21 protein-coding genes and 5 pseudogenes are annotated in these 18,770 nt (G+C 65.1%); 13 read left to right on the forward strand and 13 right to left on the reverse strand.

Annotation, left to right across the window (positions count from 1 at the left end; translation table 11 throughout):
* Positions 1-512 (forward strand): annotated as a pseudogene (locus tag ACZYZ4_RS06050) (hypothetical protein); the annotation flags it as partial.
* 156 nt (positions 513-668) lie between these two features.
* Here the strand turns inward: ACZYZ4_RS06050 and ACZYZ4_RS06055 are convergent.
* A complete protein-coding gene (locus tag ACZYZ4_RS06055; protein WP_463859106.1) occupies positions 669-1,367 on the reverse strand; it encodes a helix-turn-helix transcriptional regulator in 699 nt (232 codons plus the stop codon).
* A gap of 73 nt (positions 1,368-1,440) precedes the next feature.
* Here ACZYZ4_RS06055 and ACZYZ4_RS06060 point away from each other — a divergent pair, with 73 nt between their 5' ends.
* The 3 genes and pseudogenes from ACZYZ4_RS06060 (at position 1,441) to ACZYZ4_RS06070 (ending at position 3,988) form a co-directional block, all read left to right on the forward strand.
* Positions 1,441-2,181, forward strand: coding sequence for an alpha/beta fold hydrolase (locus ACZYZ4_RS06060; RefSeq protein WP_463859108.1), 741 nt, complete (start codon positions 1,441-1,443; stop codon positions 2,179-2,181).
* Positions 2,182-2,247: 66 nt separating this feature from the next.
* Positions 2,248-3,231 (forward strand): annotated as a pseudogene (locus ACZYZ4_RS06065) (IS481 family transposase).
* Between the two features lie 487 nt (positions 3,232-3,718).
* On the forward strand, positions 3,719-3,988 hold the full coding sequence (locus ACZYZ4_RS06070) for a hypothetical protein (protein ID WP_463859110.1): 270 nt from the start codon (positions 3,719-3,721) through the stop codon (positions 3,986-3,988).
* A 415-nt stretch (positions 3,989-4,403) separates the two neighbouring features.
* Here ACZYZ4_RS06070 and ocd read toward each other — a convergent pair whose 3' ends face one another.
* The 3 genes from ocd to ACZYZ4_RS06085 all read right to left on the reverse strand — a co-directional run bounded on the left by ocd (position 4,404) and on the right by ACZYZ4_RS06085 (position 6,314).
* Positions 4,404-5,435: an ornithine cyclodeaminase gene (ocd, locus tag ACZYZ4_RS06075; RefSeq protein WP_463859112.1), complete on the reverse strand. Its 1,032-nt coding sequence runs from the start codon at positions 5,433-5,435 to the stop codon at positions 4,404-4,406.
* A 174-nt stretch (positions 5,436-5,609) separates the two neighbouring features.
* On the reverse strand, positions 5,610-6,041 hold the full coding sequence (locus ACZYZ4_RS06080; RefSeq protein ID WP_463859114.1) for an Lrp/AsnC family transcriptional regulator: 432 nt from the start codon (positions 6,039-6,041) through the stop codon (positions 5,610-5,612).
* A gap of 90 nt (positions 6,042-6,131) precedes the next feature.
* A complete protein-coding gene (locus ACZYZ4_RS06085; RefSeq protein ID WP_463859115.1) occupies positions 6,132-6,314 on the reverse strand; it encodes a DEAD/DEAH box helicase family protein in 183 nt (60 codons plus the stop codon).
* 489 nt (positions 6,315-6,803) lie between these two features.
* Between ACZYZ4_RS06085 and arfB the strand changes: the two genes are divergently transcribed.
* Complete coding sequence (gene arfB, locus ACZYZ4_RS06090) at positions 6,804-7,226, forward strand: alternative ribosome rescue aminoacyl-tRNA hydrolase ArfB (RefSeq protein ID WP_463859472.1); 423 nt, start codon at positions 6,804-6,806, stop codon at positions 7,224-7,226.
* 200 nt (positions 7,227-7,426) lie between these two features.
* Here arfB and ACZYZ4_RS06095 read toward each other — a convergent pair whose 3' ends face one another.
* From ACZYZ4_RS06095 to ACZYZ4_RS06120, 6 genes and pseudogenes are all read right to left on the reverse strand, one after another.
* Positions 7,427-7,618 (reverse strand): acyl-CoA carboxylase biotin carboxyl carrier protein subunit, encoded by a 192-nt coding sequence (locus ACZYZ4_RS06095; protein ID WP_463859117.1) that lies wholly within the window; start codon positions 7,616-7,618, stop codon positions 7,427-7,429.
* Positions 7,600-7,785: a hypothetical protein gene (locus ACZYZ4_RS06100; protein WP_463859119.1), complete on the reverse strand. Its 186-nt coding sequence runs from the start codon at positions 7,783-7,785 to the stop codon at positions 7,600-7,602. Before ACZYZ4_RS06100 ends, ACZYZ4_RS06095 begins: the two co-directional genes overlap by 19 nt.
* A complete protein-coding gene (locus ACZYZ4_RS06105) occupies positions 7,782-8,468 on the reverse strand; it encodes an ATP-binding protein (protein ID WP_463859121.1) in 687 nt (228 codons plus the stop codon). The genes ACZYZ4_RS06100 and ACZYZ4_RS06105 overlap by 4 nt, the downstream gene beginning before the upstream one ends.
* Positions 8,468-10,141 (reverse strand): 5-oxoprolinase subunit B/C family protein, encoded by a 1,674-nt coding sequence (locus ACZYZ4_RS06110; RefSeq protein WP_463859123.1) that lies wholly within the window; start codon positions 10,139-10,141, stop codon positions 8,468-8,470. The genes ACZYZ4_RS06105 and ACZYZ4_RS06110 overlap by 1 nt, the downstream gene beginning before the upstream one ends.
* 19 nt (positions 10,142-10,160) lie before the next feature.
* Positions 10,161-11,510, reverse strand: a complete 1,350-nt coding sequence (locus ACZYZ4_RS06115; RefSeq protein WP_463859125.1) for an MFS transporter — start codon at positions 11,508-11,510, stop codon at positions 10,161-10,163.
* A 116-nt stretch (positions 11,511-11,626) separates the two neighbouring features.
* Positions 11,627-11,772, reverse strand: a pseudogene (locus ACZYZ4_RS06120) (LamB/YcsF family protein); the annotation flags it as partial.
* 106 nt (positions 11,773-11,878) lie between these two features.
* Here ACZYZ4_RS06120 and ACZYZ4_RS06125 point away from each other — a divergent pair.
* Together ACZYZ4_RS06125 and ACZYZ4_RS06130 are read left to right on the forward strand one after the other, a co-directional pair.
* On the forward strand, positions 11,879-12,616 hold the full coding sequence (locus ACZYZ4_RS06125) for a GntR family transcriptional regulator (protein WP_463859127.1): 738 nt from the start codon (positions 11,879-11,881) through the stop codon (positions 12,614-12,616).
* A gap of 17 nt (positions 12,617-12,633) precedes the next feature.
* Positions 12,634-12,969: a hypothetical protein gene (locus ACZYZ4_RS06130; protein WP_463859129.1), complete on the forward strand. Its 336-nt coding sequence runs from the start codon at positions 12,634-12,636 to the stop codon at positions 12,967-12,969.
* Between the two features lie 55 nt (positions 12,970-13,024).
* Here the strand turns inward: ACZYZ4_RS06130 and ACZYZ4_RS06135 are convergent, their stop codons facing one another.
* Positions 13,025-13,774, reverse strand: coding sequence for a LysR family transcriptional regulator substrate-binding protein (locus tag ACZYZ4_RS06135; protein ID WP_463859131.1), 750 nt, complete (start codon positions 13,772-13,774; stop codon positions 13,025-13,027).
* Positions 13,775-13,875: 101 nt separating this feature from the next.
* Here ACZYZ4_RS06135 and ACZYZ4_RS06140 point away from each other — a divergent pair, with 101 nt between their 5' ends.
* The 3 genes from ACZYZ4_RS06140 (at position 13,876) to ACZYZ4_RS06150 (ending at position 15,133) form a co-directional block, all read left to right on the forward strand.
* Positions 13,876-14,280 carry a DUF5997 family protein gene (locus ACZYZ4_RS06140; protein WP_463859133.1) on the forward strand — a complete coding sequence of 135 codons (405 nt, stop codon included), beginning with the start codon at positions 13,876-13,878 and terminating at the stop codon, positions 14,278-14,280.
* A 203-nt stretch (positions 14,281-14,483) separates the two neighbouring features.
* On the forward strand, positions 14,484-14,753 hold the full coding sequence (locus tag ACZYZ4_RS06145) for a type II toxin-antitoxin system Phd/YefM family antitoxin (protein ID WP_463859135.1): 270 nt from the start codon (positions 14,484-14,486) through the stop codon (positions 14,751-14,753).
* Positions 14,750-15,133 carry a PIN domain-containing protein gene (locus ACZYZ4_RS06150; RefSeq protein ID WP_463859137.1) on the forward strand — a complete coding sequence of 128 codons (384 nt, stop codon included), beginning with the start codon at positions 14,750-14,752 and terminating at the stop codon, positions 15,131-15,133. Before ACZYZ4_RS06145 ends, ACZYZ4_RS06150 begins: the two co-directional genes overlap by 4 nt.
* A gap of 58 nt (positions 15,134-15,191) precedes the next feature.
* On the opposite strand, the pseudogene ACZYZ4_RS06155 reads toward ACZYZ4_RS06150, so the two are convergent.
* Positions 15,192-15,455: pseudogene (locus ACZYZ4_RS06155) on the reverse strand (VOC family protein); the annotation flags it as partial.
* 158 nt (positions 15,456-15,613) lie between these two features.
* Between ACZYZ4_RS06155 and ACZYZ4_RS06160 the strand changes: the two are divergent.
* The 3 genes and pseudogenes from ACZYZ4_RS06160 to ACZYZ4_RS06170 all read left to right on the forward strand — a co-directional run.
* Positions 15,614-16,219, forward strand: coding sequence for a hypothetical protein (locus tag ACZYZ4_RS06160; RefSeq protein WP_463859139.1), 606 nt, complete (start codon positions 15,614-15,616; stop codon positions 16,217-16,219).
* Positions 16,220-16,272: 53 nt separating this feature from the next.
* Positions 16,273-16,875 (forward strand): DUF6919 domain-containing protein, encoded by a 603-nt coding sequence (locus ACZYZ4_RS06165; protein ID WP_463859141.1) that lies wholly within the window; start codon positions 16,273-16,275, stop codon positions 16,873-16,875.
* Positions 16,876-16,965: 90 nt separating this feature from the next.
* Positions 16,966-17,097: pseudogene (locus tag ACZYZ4_RS06170) on the forward strand (FadR/GntR family transcriptional regulator); the annotation flags it as partial.
* Positions 17,098-17,168: 71 nt separating this feature from the next.
* On the opposite strand, the gene ACZYZ4_RS06175 reads toward ACZYZ4_RS06170, so the two are convergent.
* Positions 17,169-18,719 (reverse strand): APC family permease, encoded by a 1,551-nt coding sequence (locus ACZYZ4_RS06175; protein ID WP_463859142.1) that lies wholly within the window; start codon positions 18,717-18,719, stop codon positions 17,169-17,171.
* Between the last annotated feature and the right edge of the window lie 51 nt (positions 18,720-18,770).

Genomic DNA, 18,770 nt, shown 5'->3' on the forward strand with positions numbered 1-18,770 from the left:
CCTCCATGGCCAGGCACGTCCAGGCCATGGTCGAATTCCAGGACGCCGGCGCCGAGGTCTTCGACTACGGCAACTCCATCCGCGACGAGGCCCGCACGGGCGGCTACAACCGCGCCTTTGAATTCCCCGGCTTCGTCCCGGCCTACATCCGCCCGCTGTTCTGCGAGGGCCTGGGCCCGTTCCGCTGGGTGGCGCTCTCCGGCGACCCGGAGGACATCGCCGTCACCGACAAGGCCATCAAGGAACTCTTCCCCGAGAACAAGCACCTGCACCGCTGGATCGACGCGGCACAGGAACGGGTCGAGTTCGAGGGCCTGCCGGCCCGGATCTGCTGGCTGGGCTACGGCGACCGCGCCAAAGCCGGGCTGCTGTTCAACCAACTCGTCAAGGAAGGCAAGGTCAAGGCCCCCATCGTGATCGGCCGCGACCACCTGGACTCCGGCTCCGACCGCGCCCTCGACGTCGCCAAAGAACGCGGCGTCCGCATCCCCATGCACGAGGCGAAGAACTAGAACCTCGCAGTGGTCACGCAGACCACGGTGACGAAAACGCAAGACCTCCCTCACTTCCTGTGGGAAAGGTACGCCCCCGTATGGTGATTTGAGACAGGGTTTAGGAGCATCTGTCTCATGCCTAGCTGTACTGACCGGAGAGGTTGATTGAGTGACTCACTCGCCCCGACCGTGCACCGGTCTGGCGTTCGCTGGGGGTTCTCCGACCTCGTGGATGGTATGGCCGCCGCAAGCCGTCTTGGTTACGCTGGCTCGCTCGATGCGCGACACGGTGAACCATCGCATTGCGTTGCGCAGTCGGCACCACCCAACTAGGTACCACTGGCCGTTCGTGGAGGCGAACAGCACTGGCTCAACGTCGCGGGTGGTCGTGGTCTCGTCTCTCGATGTGTAGCGAATGCGGATCACTCGCTGCTCGGCCATCGCCTCCTCCAGTGCCGACTTGATTGCGCGAGAAGAGGAGGGAAGCGCGTTGACCCAGACGCGGTGGGCCAGCTTGTCGGCTCGTGCTCGGGTTTTGGGATCGAGGACGTCCAGGATCTTCTGGATACCTGCTGCTGCCAGATCGGCGTAGGGGGCATCGGGTGCAGCGGACACGGCTGCCATGAGCGCCACGGCCTGCGCTGGGGACAGGCTGACAGGCGGCAGGGACGCGCCTATAGCCAATCCGTAGCCACCGCCCGGACCTGGGCGAGACCATATAGGCGCACCGCTGTTCTCTAACGCATCGAGGTCTCTCTTAATTGTGCGCACGGATACCTCGAACTCTCTCGCCAACCGTTCGGCGGAAACCCCCCGCGCGCCGCTGCGGCGCAACATCTCGGATAGAGCATGGAGCCGTTCGACTCGCTTCACAGTTCAGACCCCGACAAATTCATGACATAAATAGTGACATACCCTTGTCCGTAGTGCCTGCGAGGGTAGTGACATGACAACTACTACAAGCAGTCCGACCATCATTCTCATCGCTGGCCACTGGCTGGGCGCTTGGGCTTGGGATGAAGTCCTTGAACACCTGACAACCGACCACTCTCGTGCAATCGCGATGACACTGCCCGGTCTCGACGGGGATGATCCCGAGCGTGCGGCGAAGACTCTCGATGATCAAGCCGCAGCGGTCCTAGACGTCATCACTCAACTCGGGGTCTCCGAGGATCAGCCCGCAACTCTCGTCGCTCACAGCGGGGCGAACGCCCCGGTCAGCCTCGTCCTTGACCGACACCCTGAGCTTGTCCATCGAGTGGTGTGGGTCGACTCCGGCCCTGTGGCGACGGGAAGCGCCTTCGCCCCAGACATCCCGGAGGAGTTGGAGGAGCTTCCGCTGCCGTCCCTCGACGTCCTCGCACAGCAGGCGAGCCTCGAAGGCCTGAGCGCAGAGGTCCTCGAGCGTTTTCGGGCCCGGGCCGTCCCTGAGCCCGGCCCCGTGCTTCGTCAGCCCGTCGAGCTCACGAACGATGCCCGCCGCAAGGTCCGGACCACCCTGGTGTGCTGCTCGATCCCGAGCGCGCAGGTGCTGGAGCTGGCCCGCGCAGGCCATGCCATGTTTGCCGAAGTCGCGAACATCGAGCACCTCGACGTCATTGACCTCCCGACGGGGCATTGGCCTATGTGGAGCCGTCCCCGCGACCTCGCCAAGGCCATTCAGTCAGCGGCTTCTCGAACCAACTGAACTGCACGTACAACCTGAAGGGGTCAGCCGAATACGGCTGGCCCCTTTCCGTCTCCGAGGGAATTCATGACACACCCAAACGCTGCTCTCACACCACGCCACCGGCTGAAGGTTGCCCGCCTCGTCGTCGATGACGGTTGGCCGATCAGCGAAGTTGCCGCCCGATTCCAGGTCTCGTGGCCCACGGTCAAGAGATGGGTCGAGCGATACCGGGTAGGCCAGTCGATGCAAGACCGATCCTCGCGGCCACACCACTCGCCGAATAAAACCAGCGCGAGACCAGTCGCCGTTGCATCACCCTTCGTTTGCGTCTCCGCGAGGGACCCGTTCAATTGGCTTTCCGTTTGGGAATTGCCCCGTCGACGGTTCATCGCATCCTCACCTCGGTTCATCTGAACCGCCTGTCGCATGTCGACCGTGCCACCGGTGAACCCATCCGTCGATACGAGCACGACCATCCCGGCTCCATGATCCATGTAGGTGTGAAAAAGCTCGGCAACATCCCCGACGGCGGAGGCTGGCGCTACGTCGGCCGCCGACAAGGCGAGAAGAACCGCGCCAAGACACCCGGCAAGCCGCGCAATAAACACAGCGACCCACTTCTGGGCTACGCCTACGTCCACACCGTCATCGACGATCATTCCCGCGTCGCCTACGCCGAAATCCACGATGACGAAACCGCCCAAACTGCCACAGCGGTGCTCGTTCGTGCTGTCGAGTGGTTCAACCAGCGGGGCATCACCGTCGAGCGGGTTCTGTCTGACAACGGGGGCGCCTACCGCTCACACTTGTGGCGGACACATGCGCCGAACCTGAAATCAAGCACAAGCGCACCGCCCGTATCGCCCACAGACGAACGGCAAGATCGAGCGCTTCCACCGCACCCTGGCCGACGGCTGGGCCTACGCCCGCTGCTATACCTCCGAGGCTGAGCGTCGTGGGGAGCTACATGGCTGGCTGCACCACTACAACCGTCACCGACCCCACACCGCATGCGGCAGCCAGCCGCCCTTCTCACGATTGATCAACGTGTCCGGTCAGTACACCTAGCCGTCGTAAATACAGCCCGGAGTTCACGTCCGAGGCCATTCGGCAGAACCAGGCACTTCCGGCGTCGTCCGCAGCGCTGCCAAGGCAGGCTTTGGCGCGCTTGTCATTAAGCAGTAATCCCAGGATCTGGGGCACATCATCGCCACCGCGGACCAGTCAGGTATCGCCCTCCTTGTGGTTGATGACGACGTGGGGTGGCGCCAGTTGGATGCGCTCTCCTGGACTCGGCCCTCAACGCCTCAGCCGAAGCCGGCAGCTCACTGTCTACGCTGGGCGTGGGCGACCTTTTCGCGTTGGCTAACGCCATCGCAGCCATGGTTGGTGGTGCCACGGCCATTAAAAATCTGCAGGGACAGGTGTTGGCCTATTCGACCCTCGCACACCAGTCGATCGATGAGGACCGGCGCCAAGGAATCTGGGACGCCAGGTTCCCTATCTTCCAGAAAACCCGGGCCAGCATGCTTCCGCCTTCCGCTCTCACGGTGCGGTGCGGATCGAAGAGGTCCGTCCGGCATTGGACCGGCTGGCCATAGCCGTCCGGGCAGGCAAGGAGCCTCTCGGATCCATCTGGGTGGTGGACCCCAACGGCGACCTGGACTCGGCCGCGGAACAAGCGTTGGAACGGACTGCGGATATTGCAGTCCTTCATATGCTGCGGGCCCGCAGTGCCTACGGCCTGGCACGCCAGCGCGCGGAGCTTCTCCCGCAGACTCCTGGAAGGCGGCGACGACGTCACGCTGATCGCGGCTCTGGCTAAGCGTTCATGTGCTGGAATTCCATTAGACACGGATCTGCGGCCCAACAGCCGGTGAGGTACTGAACCCCCTATGCGCTTCGGAGTTTGAGGGTGTCGGTTCGGCGCTCGTGGCGGCGCTTGCGACTCTGCATCGGGAACTACCGCGATGTGGCTTCCGCGATGAGTGGACAGCCGAGTGTTGGGAGAAGGTGCAGTCCGGGGTGTGGTCGTGGTCCTCGAAACGGGCGAACCGTCAACCGCGTGGCCACGACTGGCCAAGGCAGGCTACCTCCTCGTAGGCAGCGCCCCCGAGCACCTCCGTGTCCGGGCGCCCACTCGATGCCTGCAAGGCATCGTCCATCCCGGTTTCCGGGTGGCCGCCCCGCTGCAGCCGGATGAGGATGACAGCGGAGGGTCCCGGAAGGGCATGGCTGACTTAGGATCCAACCGGAGACAATGCGCCCACTAGGCCGAAGAGGTCTTTGGGGTCTTCCGGGTTGGCGACAAGGTCAATGTCTACGAAGAAATCCGAACCGTCTACGGCGTCGCGGACGAAGCGCAGGGCCGCGAAATCCTCGATAGCGAAGCCCACAGAGTCAAAAACCGTGATCTGTTCCGAGGTTGTGCGCCCCGGGGCATCGTCGCTCAAGACTTGCCAGAACTCGGTGACGGCGAAATCGGCGGGCATTTGCTGGATCTCGCCTTCAATCCGTGTCTGCGGCGTGTACTCCACGAAAACGTCGCCAAGTTCCAGGATGGCGGCATCGAGTTCGGTCTTCCCGGGGCAGTCCCCACCGATGGCGTTGATGTGGACGCCGGGGGCAACGAGATCGGCCGTGAGGATGGTGGCGTTGGCCTTGTCAGCGGTGCAGGTCGTGATGACGTGCGCCCCCTGCACGGCGTCGGCCGCCGAGGACGCCACGGTGATCTCGAACCCCAGCGGTACGAGGTTGCGGACGAACTTTTGTGTTGCGGCAGGGTCGGTGTCCCACACTCTGAGCGCGGTTATTCCGAGGGCGGCCCGGAAGGCCAGGGCTTGAAACTCCGATTGGCTACCGGTTCCGATCATGGCCATGATCCCGGAACCGGGACGGGCAAGATGCTTCGCGACCATACCCGAGGTGGCCGCAGTCCGGAGGGCCGTCAGTAAGGTCATCTCCGCCAGGAACGTCGGGTATCCGTTGTGGACGTCCGCCAGGACGCCGAAAGCCGTCACAGTCTGGAAACCACGGGCCGGATTTGACGGGTGCCCGTTTACGTATTTGAAGCCGTAGGTTTCGTGATCGCTCGTGGGCATCAGTTCAATGACCCCGAACGGGGTGTGGCTGGCGACGCGGGGAGTTTTGTCAAAAGACCCCCAGCGGCGGAAATCGTCCTCGAGGTAAACGATCATCTCCGAGATGATCGTCTCCACTCCCCGGCCGGCAGCCCATCGCACCATGTTGTGAACATCGACGAAACGCGTCATTTGCGTCACTCTTTCCATCTAGATAGCTGATGCCCTCACGGTATGCCGCGTCGATATGCGTCCACAATTACCGAATAGCTCTATATTTGCTAGAAATGCTGGCAGAATGCCAGGCGGATCTACGCACTTCGTCCGTCTTCGATGGTCGCTTGCAGCGGGTAGGGACTTGAAGCACTACCTCAATACGGAGCTGAGCAATAGGCTGGTTTCGCTGTTGACGATGCCGTCGACTGCGCGGATCCTACCCAGCACATTGTCGAAACCGCCGAGGTTTTCGGTGGCCAGCTCCGCCACAAGGTCCCAGCCGCCGTTAGTGGTGTGCAGTGCCCGGATCTCAGGGAAACCCCTTAACTCTCGGATCACCTTGCTGGCAGACCTTCCCTCAACTGCGATCAGGGTGATGGCGTGGATGGCCAGCGGGTCCACTTCGTCACGGACCCTGGCTGTGAAGCCAACGATGGTTCCTGAGGTGAGAAGACGATCGAGCCGGCTGTTTACGGTTGCCCTGGCCACGCCCAGTTTGCGGGCGAGGCTGGCCACTGACGCCCGGCCATCCTCACGAAGAGCGGAAAGAAGCTGCCGGTCAATATCGGTTAGGGCCGTCATGTACAAAATGTACAACAAGCATCGGCAAAATGTGTCTTCACTCAACGGACCGAAAGCATTTCCCCAAGTAAGCGTGCACATCACCGATCCTTACCGTTCATGCCAGTGGTAGTGCACAAAGACTGAGTGGGGCATAGACGCTCCAGAGGCAAACTCAGAACAGACGGTGAAGCACAGGCCGAGGGATCCGAAGTAGCTGAAGTCCTCCGGCAGTGAGGTCCAGGGGACGATGTTGGCCACTTCATCGAGTTCGGCAACGAGAGGGACCCGCAAGCGTGCGGCACCTGGTGCCTGTTTCCTTTCCGGTGAGGGATGTGGCGGGGTCGAATTCTTCGATTACGGGGGTGGGTGTGGTCCAGTCGCGGAAGGTGTTGTGGGACAGGTCCCGGCACATCCGTTGGGTGGTGTCGTGGTGGGTGTTTCGGTGAAGGTGATGGTATTGGCGGACTTCATGGCGCTGTCCGTGTCGGTCAGCTCCACGTCGAGGGGGCTGCGAACGTGGATGGCCTCGAACGGGTCATGGCTGCCAGTTTGGAGGCGAACTGCCACTTGCGGTCATGGTGCTGGCGGGTCGATGCGTTCTTCCGAGACTCTTCCTGCTCGCGGATCCTGGCTGCCTTTCTTCGCCGCTGACTTGGACGCCCTACGGTGTCCGGGAGCCGGCCGCAAGAACGCTGGCTGAGTTTGTAAGAGCATGGGCGCTATCAGGTAGGCCCTAGGCTGAGGGCTTTGATCGCGCCCATAGTGTGCAACGCTGGTTCCATGGATCTGGAGGTGTCGCCCGCGCTCACGATTCCCGCGTCGGAACTCGGCTGGCGGTTCTCGCGATCGGCCGGGCCAGGCGGTCAACACGTCAACACAACGGACAGCCGCGTCGAACTCTCGTGGAACATCGCCGGCTCCGCCGCGCTTTCGGATAGCCAACGGCTGATGCTGCTCACGCGTCTCGAACGACGCCTCGTGGCCGGGGTGATCACCGTGGCCGCCTCCGAGCAGCGCTCCCAGCTGCGCAACCGCGAGAGCGCCTTGGTCAAGCTCTCCGCCCTCGTGGCAGAAGGACTTGCCCCCGAAGGCCCCCGCCGCCGGGCGACCAAACCCACCCGGGGTTCGAACCGCCGGCGCCTCGCCGCCAAGGAACAGCGGGCGGCGACGAAACGGCAACGGCGGCGGCCATCCGCCGAGTAGCGCCGTGGACGTTCCTCGCCGGCTTGGGAATCAAGACAGTCCGCGATCTCGGCAGCACCTAGCACTTCGCCATGGCCGGCGTGCTGGTGGCGCTCTCAAACCACGTCGACTAAAGCACCGCCACACGTTAGGAAACGTCCGGCCGGTTGAGAACACCGGCCGGACCTTCCTTTGTCAGGGCCGCGGCAGGCACGAACGGTTCAGCCGATCAGTGCCAGCACGGCCCCGGCGTTCACCACGCCCCCGGCTTCCGCCCGGATCCCGGTCAGCGTACCGGCGCGGTGGGCGGTCACCTGGGCCTCCATTTTCATCGCTTCAAGAACGACGACGGCGTCCCCCGCCGAAACTTCGGCGCCCGGCTCCACGAGCCACTTCACCACAGTCCCGGCCATGTCGGCCCCAGCTCGCCGGGGTCAGCGGCACCAGCCGCAGCACCGCCGTCGTACTCCCCTTCAAAGGAAACCCCCGCCGGAACGGACGTGCCGGACCGCGCCCAGCAGTCCAGCAGCGCAGCAGGAAGGCCGACGGCGAGTCGCCGGCCGTCGACGTCAACGGTCATGGTGCGCCGTCCCGGGTGCCCACCACCACCACGTTGCCGTGCTGGTCCGCCAGGACCTGCGCCCCCACATGCCGCGGCCGGTCCAGGTACCGCTCCACAAAGCACTCCCCGCGCCCGAAGGCCACCATCGCTTCACGCACCGCAGAATCGAAGGACTCCTCGATCTGATCCATCTCGCGGACCACCTTCAGCCCGCGCCCGCCGCCGCAAAAGGCCGCCTTGACGGCGATCGGCAGGCCGTGCTCCTCGGCGAACTCGCGGACCTGCGCAGCCGAGCCCACCAGACCGTCGCTGCCGGCCACCAAGGGGGCACCGGCGCGGACGGCGATCTCGCGCGCCGTTATCTTGTTGCCCAGCTGACGGATCGTCTCCGAGGTGGGCCCGATCCAGGTCAGGCCGGCGTCCAGGACCGCCTGGGCAGCCGGCATTCTCGGACAGGAAGCCGCATCCCGGGTGCACCGCGCCCCGGACTCCGCCGCTACGCGCAGCAGGTTGGGGATATCCAGGTACGTTTCCGACGGCGCGTTGCCGCCTAGGCTGTACGCCTCACTGGCGGCGGACACGTGCATGGCGTCGGCGTCCACGTCCGCGTAGACAGCCACGGACTCCAGCCCGGCGTCCTCGCGGGCACGGGCAATGCGGACGGCGATTTCTCCGCGGTTGGCGATCAAGGCCTTGCGCATCAGTTGCTTTCGTCTGAAATGTCTGGGGAAGAGTTGGGAAGGTTGGTTGGCAGTCCGTAGCCGGGAGCCCAGCGGAACCGGATGCGGCCACCGATCGGAACCTGGGCGGCCAGGTCCAGCTGGTGGTCCACCACCACGCCGATCACGGGGTAGCCGCCGGTGATGGGATGGTCGGCCAGGAAGAGTACGGGCTGTCCTTCCGGCGGTATCTGGAGCGCGCCGGCCATGGTCCCCTCGCTGGGAAGCTCCCCGTCCCTGCTCCGCCGCAGCGGCTCACCGTCCAGGCGCATGCCAACGCGGTTCGAGCGGGGCGTCACCGCCCACTCCTGGGCGCAGAGCGATTCCAGCGCAGCGGCGTCAAACCAGTCATCGCGGGGTCCGGGAACGATATCCAGGACCGTGACGCCGGTGTCCGGGAAGTCGGGCTGCAGTTCGGGGTTGCCCACAACGTTGGAAGACGTGGCAACTCCCGCGCCCAACAGCTGCCCGGCCGCCAGCGGCGCAGGCCCGATCCCCGACAAGGTGTCCGTGGACCGGCTTCCCAGCACCTCATCGGCTGCCGCGCCGCCGCGGATGGCCAGGTAGCTGCGGAAGCCGCGCCCCGGTGCTCCGACGGTCAGGATCTCGCCGTCGAGCAGGGCAAACGCCGTGGCCATGGGCACCTCGCGCACCCGCTCGGACTGGTCGCCGTCGCCGGGAACATCCGACGGCGTCACGACAGTCAGTGCCGACGGCGCGCCGGCCACTGCCAGCACCTGGTCCCCCACGGCCTGCACGCGTAGCCCGCCGGCAACGGTTTCGACGACGGCGGCCGACGGCTGGTTGCCCACGATCCGGTTGGCGCGGCGCAGGGAGGATCGGTCCAGTGCTCCGGCTGCCGACACCCCGAGCCCGGCGTGCCCGGGGCGGCCGAGATCCTGGACCAGGCTCTGGAGTCCCGGGGACAGGATCCGCAGCCCGGACTCCACGTGCAGGTGTGCAGGGCCAGCCGCGGCACCAGCCTGCGGTTCCGCAACCTCAACGAGCTCGCGCACGGCCCGGAACTGCACGCGGTCACCGGGCGCGGCCAGGGCAGGCTGCTCCTGGCCGAGGTCCCACATGGGTGCTGCGGTGCGGCCGATCAACTGCCAGCCGCCCGGGGATTTCCGCGGGTACACGGCCGAATAATTGCCGGCCAGGGCTACGGAACCGGCTGGAACGGCCGTCCGGGGCGAACTCCGGCGCGGGACTTCCAGCACCTGGTTCTCCCCCACCATGTAGCTGAACCCCGGCGCGAAGCCGCCGAACGCCACCGTCCAGACCTGGCGGGTGTGGGCGGCGATGACGCCGTCAGCGCCCAGCCCGGTGAGCCGCCCCACTTCGGCGAGGTCGTCGCCGTCGTACACGGTCTCAATCTGCACCAGTTTGCCTTCGGCATGGGACTGGACCGTCAGGTCCATCTCCAGCAGCCGGGCCGCCATCCTGCGCGCCGCAGCGGGTGAATCCGCCTTGACCATCACGGTTTCGGCGGCGGCCAGGACGTCCACCTGGCCGGGCAGCGGCTGCTCCAGCAGGAGGGCCTGCAGGGCCAGGACGTGGTGGAGCCCGGAGAGTTCGGCGAGCACCGCCGTCGTACCTACCGGCCTGACGGCGAGCACCCGGGCCGCGGCAGCGGGCTTGCTGACTGTTTCCATGGGGACCAGGCCGCGCCGCTCAGGCGTGGCTCTCCTGCGCGTCGTCACTGTGCAGCAGGCGGAGGTCCTCTTCCGGCTGCGGGTTCCGGCCGATGGCCAGGCCCACGATGGTGACGATGGACGCCAGCAGCAGGTAACCGGCGATCAGGTACCAGTTGCCGGAGGCCGCGTAGAGGGCGGTGAAGATCAACGGCGCCACGGCACCACCGATCACACCCGCCAGCGTGTAGGCCAGGGAGCTGCCGGCGTAGCGCAGGCGGGCCGGGAACTGCTCGGTGATGTAGGCGGCCTGCGGTCCGTACATAAAGGCGTGGAGAGCCAGGCCCACCACAACGCCGATGGTCAGCATGACCTCGGACTTGCCCTGGATCATGAGGAAGAACACCGGGATCCAGGCAGCAGTCGCGGCGGCCGCAATGCCGTAGACCATGCGGCGGTTGAACCGGTCGGTCAGGGCGCCGGCCAGCGGGATCAGGAACAGCTGGAACGCGGAGCCGATCAGGATGGCGGCCAGCACGTTGCCCGTGGTCATGCCCAGTTCCCGGGTGGCGTAGACGGCCACAAAAACGGTGAAGAGCGCGTAAAGGACGTCCGGGCAGACGCGGGACAGGGCGGCGGAGATCAGCGCGCGGGGCTGGGTGGTGAAGACTTCCTTGATCGGTGCCTTCGGCTGGTCGCCGTGGGCCGCGATGGCCTTGAACACCGGGGTTTCCTCAAGCTTGAGACGGATGATCAGGCCGAAGACCACCAGGAGGGCCGAGGCCAGGAAGGCTACGCGCCAGCCCCACGAGAGGAATGCTTCAGTGCTGAGGGAGGCGGCGAGGACGGCCAGGACGCCGTTGGCCATGAGGTTGCCGGCGGGCGGGCCGATCTGGGCTGCGGAAGACCAGAAACCACGCTTGTTGGGGTCACCGAATTCGCTGGACAGCAGAACGGCACCGCCCCATTCGCCGCCGACGCCGATGCCCTGGGCCAGGCGCAGGAGCACCAGGATGATGGGGGCCCAGATGCCGATTGCGGAGTAGTCAGGCAGCCCACCGATGAGGACGGTGGCGACGCCGATCAGCACCAGGGTGAAGACCAGAACGTACTTGCGGCCCACCTTGTCTCCGAGGCGGCCGAACACGATGCCGCCGATCGGGCGGGCGAGGTAGCCCACCGCGAACGCGGAGAAGGACAGGAGGAGCCCCACAAATTCATCGTTCGAGGGGAAGAAGATCTTGGGGAAGACGAGGGCCGACGCCACCGAGTAGATGGCGAAGTCGTAGTACTCAAGCGACGTGCCGGTAAGGCTGGCGACGTACGCCTTGAGCGCGCCGGGCGGCGGCTTCCTTGCCGCGGCCTTTGCTGCCTTGTTGGTGCTGGTCATGGTTTCCTCCGGGGGGATGAGGGGTGGTGCGGGGGCCTGTGAGGCCTTGGGAAGGGGCTAGAGGAACGAGCCGATGCTGACACCGGCGTCGCCGAGAGAGGACTTCACAGCAGTGAGGTCCTGCGGATGACGCTGGGATCGCCGGCGTGGAATCCGCAGGCCACGTTCGCGCTCCAAACCGAGCCGAACATCGCCAGGTCATCGCCGAGGCTCAGCGTCCGAAGGACTCGCCGACGTCGCTATTCAGGTCAATCGTTGCCATTTGTGATCCCTGTCTCATTGAGTGGTCCTACTAGGATGCATTGGATTTATAGATTGTTCAACAATCCTTCGATTCAACAATGTGACGATCGTGTAAATTCTCGAGTATGGCATCTTCAGACCCGCTCGTCCCCTCTTCCCGCGGTTCGGCGAATCTCACGGCGGACCGGGGTACCCGGACCGCCGCAGGCCGCCTGCGGGTGGCAGTTCCGTCCGTGGCGGAGCGTGTGGCGGACGAACTCCGCCTGCAGTTGGCCGAGGGAGCACTGCTCCCGGGAACACGGCTCACCGAATCCACCATCGCCGAGGACCTGGGCGTCTCCCGGAACACGGTGCGTGAGGCCTTCGCCGAACTCGCCAGCGAACGGCTGGTGGTCCGTCATCCCAACCGCGGCGTCTTTGTGGCAAGCCTGGAGGCAGGCGACGTCCACGACGTATATACCGTCCGCCGCGCCATCGAGGTCAGCGCCCTGCGCGCCGGAGGCAGCCCGGAGGATGTGGCCGCCGTCCGGGCCGCCGTCGAGGAAGGCAAGCGCGCCGCGGCTGCCGGTGACGACGAAGCCCTGGGCACCGCAAACCAGCACTTCCACGGCGCCATCGTGGCCATGGCCGGAAGCCCGCGGCTGAACAGCATCATGGGCCAGGTCCTGGCCGAGATGCGCCTGTTCTTCCACAAAGCCACCGTGGACGCGCAGTTCTACCAGCACTATCTGAAGGACAACGAGACGATCTGTCTGGCCCTGGAATCCGGCGAACTGGACCGTGCGGCTGACCTCCTCCTGGCGTATCTGGACCGCTCTGAAGACAACCTGAGCGAAGTGCACGGCGAAGCCGGACCAGACTGAGCCGGTAGGCTGAAGTGATGAAACGCCGCCTTGCCGCCCTGTCCGCCGTCCCCCTGATACTCCTGCTCTCCGCCTGCGGATCGGTTCAGGAAGTCGCTGAAAACACCGCGAACGATGCCGCCTCCAAGGTGGCAACCGCAGCCTCGGACGAGGTCAAGAAGCAGGTCTGCACAGTGGTGGAGGACGGGCTGGTCAGCGTTCAGGACAAAGCATTGCTGAGCGGGCTGGTGTCCGCCGCGGACGCTGCGGGGGTCCCCGCTGAAATTACGACGCCATTGGGCCAGATCGCCGAGGCCGGGGACCAGGTGCCGGCTGAGTCAGTCGCAGCACTAACGGAAGCCTGCTCGGCTTAGTTCCGACTTTTCGCCGGCAGCGCCGGCCAAATAGCCGGCACCGTCGGAAATTTTGCTAGCGCTTGCCTTTTTTGCGTGAACCCTTGCCGCGGCCCTTGTCCGGATTTGGGGCGTACCGCTGAGCCACCTTCGGCTTCTTGACGGCCGGTCCGCGCCGGTCCGGCTTCGGTTCCTTCTTGGGCTTCTCCTGCTGGGCCGAGGGCTGCCGGGAGCTCGCCGCGGTGCGGCCGCGGACAATCCCGATGAACTCCTCGATGATGTCGTCCGTGGAATCGCTGGGCCAGGCCAGCGCGATCTCCGTGCCCGGGACACCCGTCAGCCGGCGGGCGACGGTGTCCTTGACATTGAAATGCCGGGCCACGGACATGGGCAGGATCACCAGGCCCGCGCCGGACGCCACCACCTGCATGGCCGCTTCCGGGCCACCCATTTCGGCGACGTCCAGGAAAGTCTCTGCCGACAGGTCGGCCAGGGCCACCTCCTCAAACACTGAAATCTCGTGCCCCTTGGGCGCCACCACCACCGGCTGCTCCTCATACAGGGGGATCACGTTGAGGCCCTCGCGCTCCACCGGAAGCCGGACAAAGCTGAGGTCCGCGGAACCGTCACTTAATACGGAAAGCTGGGCGCCGTCGTCGGACATAAACGACTCCAGCGGGATGTCCAGCACGCGCTCTTCCCAGCGGCGGATCCACTTGCCCGGGGTCACGCCGGCCACATAGGCGAAGCGGAGCACGCGGGGCGCCTCCTGCTCCGGCGAGTCGGCGGGGCTGGCGTTCTGGGGGGATTCATTGTCTGCGGGCACGTCTTCACAGTACCGCCCGCACGGCCCCGCAATGCCGGAACTGGTGCAGAGTTGGTGCAGAGTTGGTGCCTTACGGGCGGGCAGCCGGATACCCTTGAACCATGACCTCTGCAAACTCCCAGTCCATGAAGCCGGCCACCGTTGCCAAGAAGCTTGGCATCTACCTGCCGGCAACACCGCAGGAGTTCCAGGATTCAACCATCAGCCGCGCCGATTTCGCCGAACTCCAGTCCAACCCGCCGGAGTGGCTCATGGAGCTCCGCCGCAACGGCCCGCACCCCCGCCCGGTGGTGGCCCAGAAGCTGAACGTCTCAATCAGCGGCCTGGCCCGCGGCGGTGTTGAGGACGCGCTGACGACGGCGGAAATCACCGCGCTGCTGCAGGCTCCCCCGGCATGGCTGGTCACCGAGCGCTCCACCCACGCCGCCGTCCGCACCGAAGCCCAGCGGGTCAAGGACGAAGCTGCCAAGAAAGACGCCAAGAAGGCCCGCGCCCAGGCCGAGTAGCCTCCGCGTTGTGAGTCACTTGCGCTGGCCGAGTGGCCTGCGCTTTTCATAGGCTTGTTCGCGGCTCCGGACCGTGATGGTTCGGATCCGCGGACAGGCCTCTGTTGTTGCCGGGGCCCTACGGTCGTAGTGCCGCCTAGCGAAACGTCTAGATTCTGTTGCTAACAGTAGAACAAGGGCTACATCAAGCGTAGAATGCAGCCATGGACAAGGTAGGGGTTCGGGAACTCAAGCAAAATCCAAGGGCTGTCATTGAGCGGGTTGAGCACGGAGCCACTCTTGAGATAACCCTCCAAGGCCGTGCGGTTGCAGTGATCTCACCTGTAACGCATCGCAAGAAGTGGACTTCATCCGCTGAAGTGGCAATTGCCCTGAAGCTCGCCCAGCTCGGCGCAGACCAGACCGGGTGGCTCACGGAACATGAAGAATCCAGAGATGCCGATCCCCTTGTTGATCCGTGGACTACCCCGTGATCCTCCTTGACACGAATGTCTTGATCGCACCACCGGCCGTGTGGCCAGCCGGCGCCGTGCTCGGCTCGAGCATCATCTCTCTGGCGGAGCTCCAATTCGGAATCCGATCGTCAGCGTCTGAGAAGATCCGCCGCAACAGAGTGCACCGCCTTGCCGTCTGGCGGGAACTAATGGACTGGATTCTCTTTGACGAGCATGCCGCCGAGAGTTATGGCGAGCTGGCTGCGCGGGTCAAGCGCTTGAGGCCCCAACACGCCAGAGGTAAGGACATAATGATCGCCGCCCAAGCCCACTCGCTCGGCATTCCGTTGATGACCCGCAACGCCAGGGACTTCGAGCTGGTCGAAGATGTGGTGGAGATTCTAGGCGTAGGCGACTGAGGGCGGGGCCGACAGTGTCGCGCGCGTGCCACCGCCAAGGCTGAGTAGTTCCGCTCGCGTACTCGGCCTGCACATCCGGAACCCCGAACGTGATGGCCGCGATCCCGGCGTCGTGCAGTGCGTTCATGTAGTTCGCACCGATCGGGTTGTCGCTTGGTTCCAGCAGCAGCCCCACCGACCCGGCATCTGCGCCCGGATCCTTGATGATGAAGAGCTAGTACTCGGGCATCGCCATCAGTGTCTCGAACCCGAGGGTCCCGGTGTAGAACGTATGGGCGGCGGCCGGATCCTGGACATGGATGCTGCACATTTTCAGTCTCATGGTGCCAAGCTACCCGGCCCGCGGCAGGTGCGGGAACCTCCAGCGCGGAACTCCGCCGGCTCAGACCGTCCCTGCCATTGACCCCGATGCCTGGAGGGGTTGCAATGGAAGGAGCAACCCGGAATCCTGGGCCGGGCCTGACGCGGGGAGGTGCCGCAGTGCCGGCATTTGCAGAATCCGTCCTGTTTGGAGCGTTGCAGCTGAGTTTCTGGGGTGCAGTGCTGGTGTGCGCGGTGGCAGCCACGGTCCTAGCTGTCCGCCAGCATTCGACGCCGGACCCTGCCGTCCGCGCCCCGGACCCCGTGTTCTGGGACGTCTTTATGGGATCTGCGGTGGCAATCCCGGCGATCCTCATTCCCACACTTGCGTCGCCCTGGTCCGGCGCGGTCCTCACCGCTCTGGGCACAGGGGCGGGCGTGGCCGTCTACCGGGGCAGTCCCCAAATCCTGGCCTGGCAGGAACACCGCCGGCAGCAGCGGCAGGACCGGCCCGTTCACACCGCCGCGCAGGCTGAACATGACGCACTCCTGTCCCGGTGGAGCCGCTACGAATTGGACCCTGCCTGCTGCATCGACTACCCGGCCATGACTGACGTCCGGCTGCCCGAGACGTCCGCGCTGTTCCGGGCCATGCGGGAGGCAGAGCAGCTGCGGGCCATGCCGCACCAAGGGTACGCTCCCGCTGTCGTCCGCTTTGGCCTTGCCCTCGCCGCGGCGGAACGGGCTGCCGGCATCCCTGCCGGAATCACCGCCAGCGGACATTAACTGCTGTGTCGCCGCCGCTGGAGTCCGGCGGCGGGGCGCCGTAGCATCCGAGGATGGAACCCATAGAAGCGGAAATCCGTGACAAGTTCGGCAGGCGCCTGGAGGATAAGGGGGTTTGGCGGCAGGCCATCACGCTTGCAGCGGCCGGGGAACTGACGGCGCGCTGGCTGGAGGGCAAGAGCGAGTACCAGGCGGCCACCTTCACGGCTCGCTACGACGTCGAAACGGAACCCATCGCGGCGGAGCTGTCCGCCCTGAACAGGAGCGGGCTGTTCACCAAGGAGTCCCAGCCCGGCCTGCGGACCGAAAACTCCGCCCAGCGGCAGTACGTGACCGGCTTCTGCAGTGCAGAAGCGGCCGTGGAACTCCTGGCCCTTTCCACCCGAACTGAACTGGTGACCGTGGCCCATGCCCCGGGCGAGGCCAGCAGCGCTGCCATCCCGGTAACGCTCGACGGCGACGAGGTAGTTACAGTCCTCGGCTCCAGCGAGACTCCGGTGGAGGAAGAGCAGATCCGGGACTGGGCGGAGGAAACCAATGAAACACTGGCGCTGCTGCTCGCCGACTCCTGGTACGTGGAAATCCTGGATCCAGTCTGGGGCCGCAATGACGTGCTGCTGCCCGCCGTCCTTGAAGCCCTTACCGTCCTGCCGTAAGCCCACGCTATTTGTAACTCGGAGTTTCCGGCCTTAAGCGCAAAGACCGGCCGGCCCGCTCCCAACATGTGGCGGCCGCGGGTAGAAATTCGGGGCAGCTTCGCACTGACCCCGCCCGACGACGGCCCCCAGCCAGTCCCGGGCCGCCGCCCCGTGGCCAGCGTCGAAGACCGCCTCCACCTGCTGGAATTCCGGATGGGCGTGGAGGCCGAGGCTACGGCACGCCCACCCGCCTAGGCTCCTAGCGGCCACGGTTCAGCATGCCGCGGCTTGGGCAGGAATTCCAGGGACGCTCAGTTCCCGCGGGCCAGCACCTGCCCCTTGAAGAACTCGGGCCGCAGCCGGGCCATCACCAGCATGATCACCACTCCCAGCAGGATCACTCCCATGCCCAGGATGAACACCATGCCCAAACCGCCCACCGATGATCCGGATCCGTACCCGGGATCCATGGAATCGGAGGCGGTCTTGAAGAACATCACCAGCAGGATGACGCCGCCCAGCAGTGGCGCCAGGAACTTGAAGAAGAAGGCGCGGCCATTGCTGAATGCCTGTGCCCGGAAGAACCAGACGCATGCCAGGGCCGTAATGCCGTAATAGAAGCAGATCATCATGCCCAGCGCCGTGATGGTGTCCCAGAGAGCGTTCTCAGAGGTGGTCCGGGTGATGACGTAGAAAGCTGCGGCGGCAACGCCGGCGGCAATCGTGGCGTAATTCGGGGATTTGAAGCGCGGGCTGACCTTGCCGAAGCGGACCGGGAGTGCCTTGTAGTGACCCATCGCCAGCATGGTCCGCGCCGGAGACACGAACGTGGACTGCAGCGAGGCGGCCGAACTGCTCAGGATGGCGAGGGACATCAGGATGGCGAACGGTCCCATTACCGGCCCGGAGAGGACCGCGAAGATGCTCGACTGGTTGTCCGGATTCCCGGCTCCCAGGCCGGTTTCGCCGACGCCGGCGAAGGACAGCGTTGCCAGCGCAACCGTCATGTAGATCACCACGATCACCACCACGGTTACGGTTGCCGCCCGCCCCGGAGTCTTCTCCGGGTTCCTGGTTTCCTCATTCATGGTCAGGGTGACGTCCCAGCCCCAGTAAATGAAGATGGACAGAGATACCCCGGCAGCAAAGGCTGAGAAGGATCCAACCGCGAACGGGTTAAACCAGTCCGGTGAAATGGCAGTTGCATCAAAAGCGGAGCCGTTGGCCACGTGGCTGAAGGCAGCAACGGCGAACCAGCCCAGCACCAGCAGCTGGAACGCCACCAGCACGTACTGCACGCCCTTGGTGGTTTCCATGCCCCGGTAGGAAATCCAGCAAGCCACAGCGATGAACACCAAGGTGGTGGCGATGTTCAGCGGCAGGTTCTTGCTCAGCTCGCCCAGCTCCGGGTTCCCGAACAGCTGGGCCAGCATGAGATAAAAGAAGTCGACGGCGACAGCTGCCAGGTTGGACAGCACAATGATGGTGGCCGCAATCAGCCCCCAGCCGCCCATCCAGCCGATCCACGGACCAAAGGCGCGCGATGCCCACGTGAACGAAGTACCGGCGTCGGGCATGGCATGGTTCAGTTCGCGGTAGCCAAACGCCACCAGAATCATGGGGATAAAGCCCACCAGGAAGATCGCCGGCAGCTGAACGCCCACCTCCGATACCGTTGGCCCCAGCGCCGCGGTCAGCGTGTACGCAGGCGCGATGCAGGAAACACCGATCACGACGGCGCCGACCAGTCCCACCGCGCCGGCCTTCAGGCCCTTCCCGCTCAGGCCCTTTTCGGCCAGGCCCTTGTCCAGGGCGCCATTCGAGGTGCTGGGTGGCTGTGCTGTCGCTTCTTTGGGGCTCATGGCATTGCCTCTCGTGTGGTCATTCGACGCTGAATGGGTTGGGGCTGGTGC

This window comes from Pseudarthrobacter adonitolis (assembly GCF_055412845.1).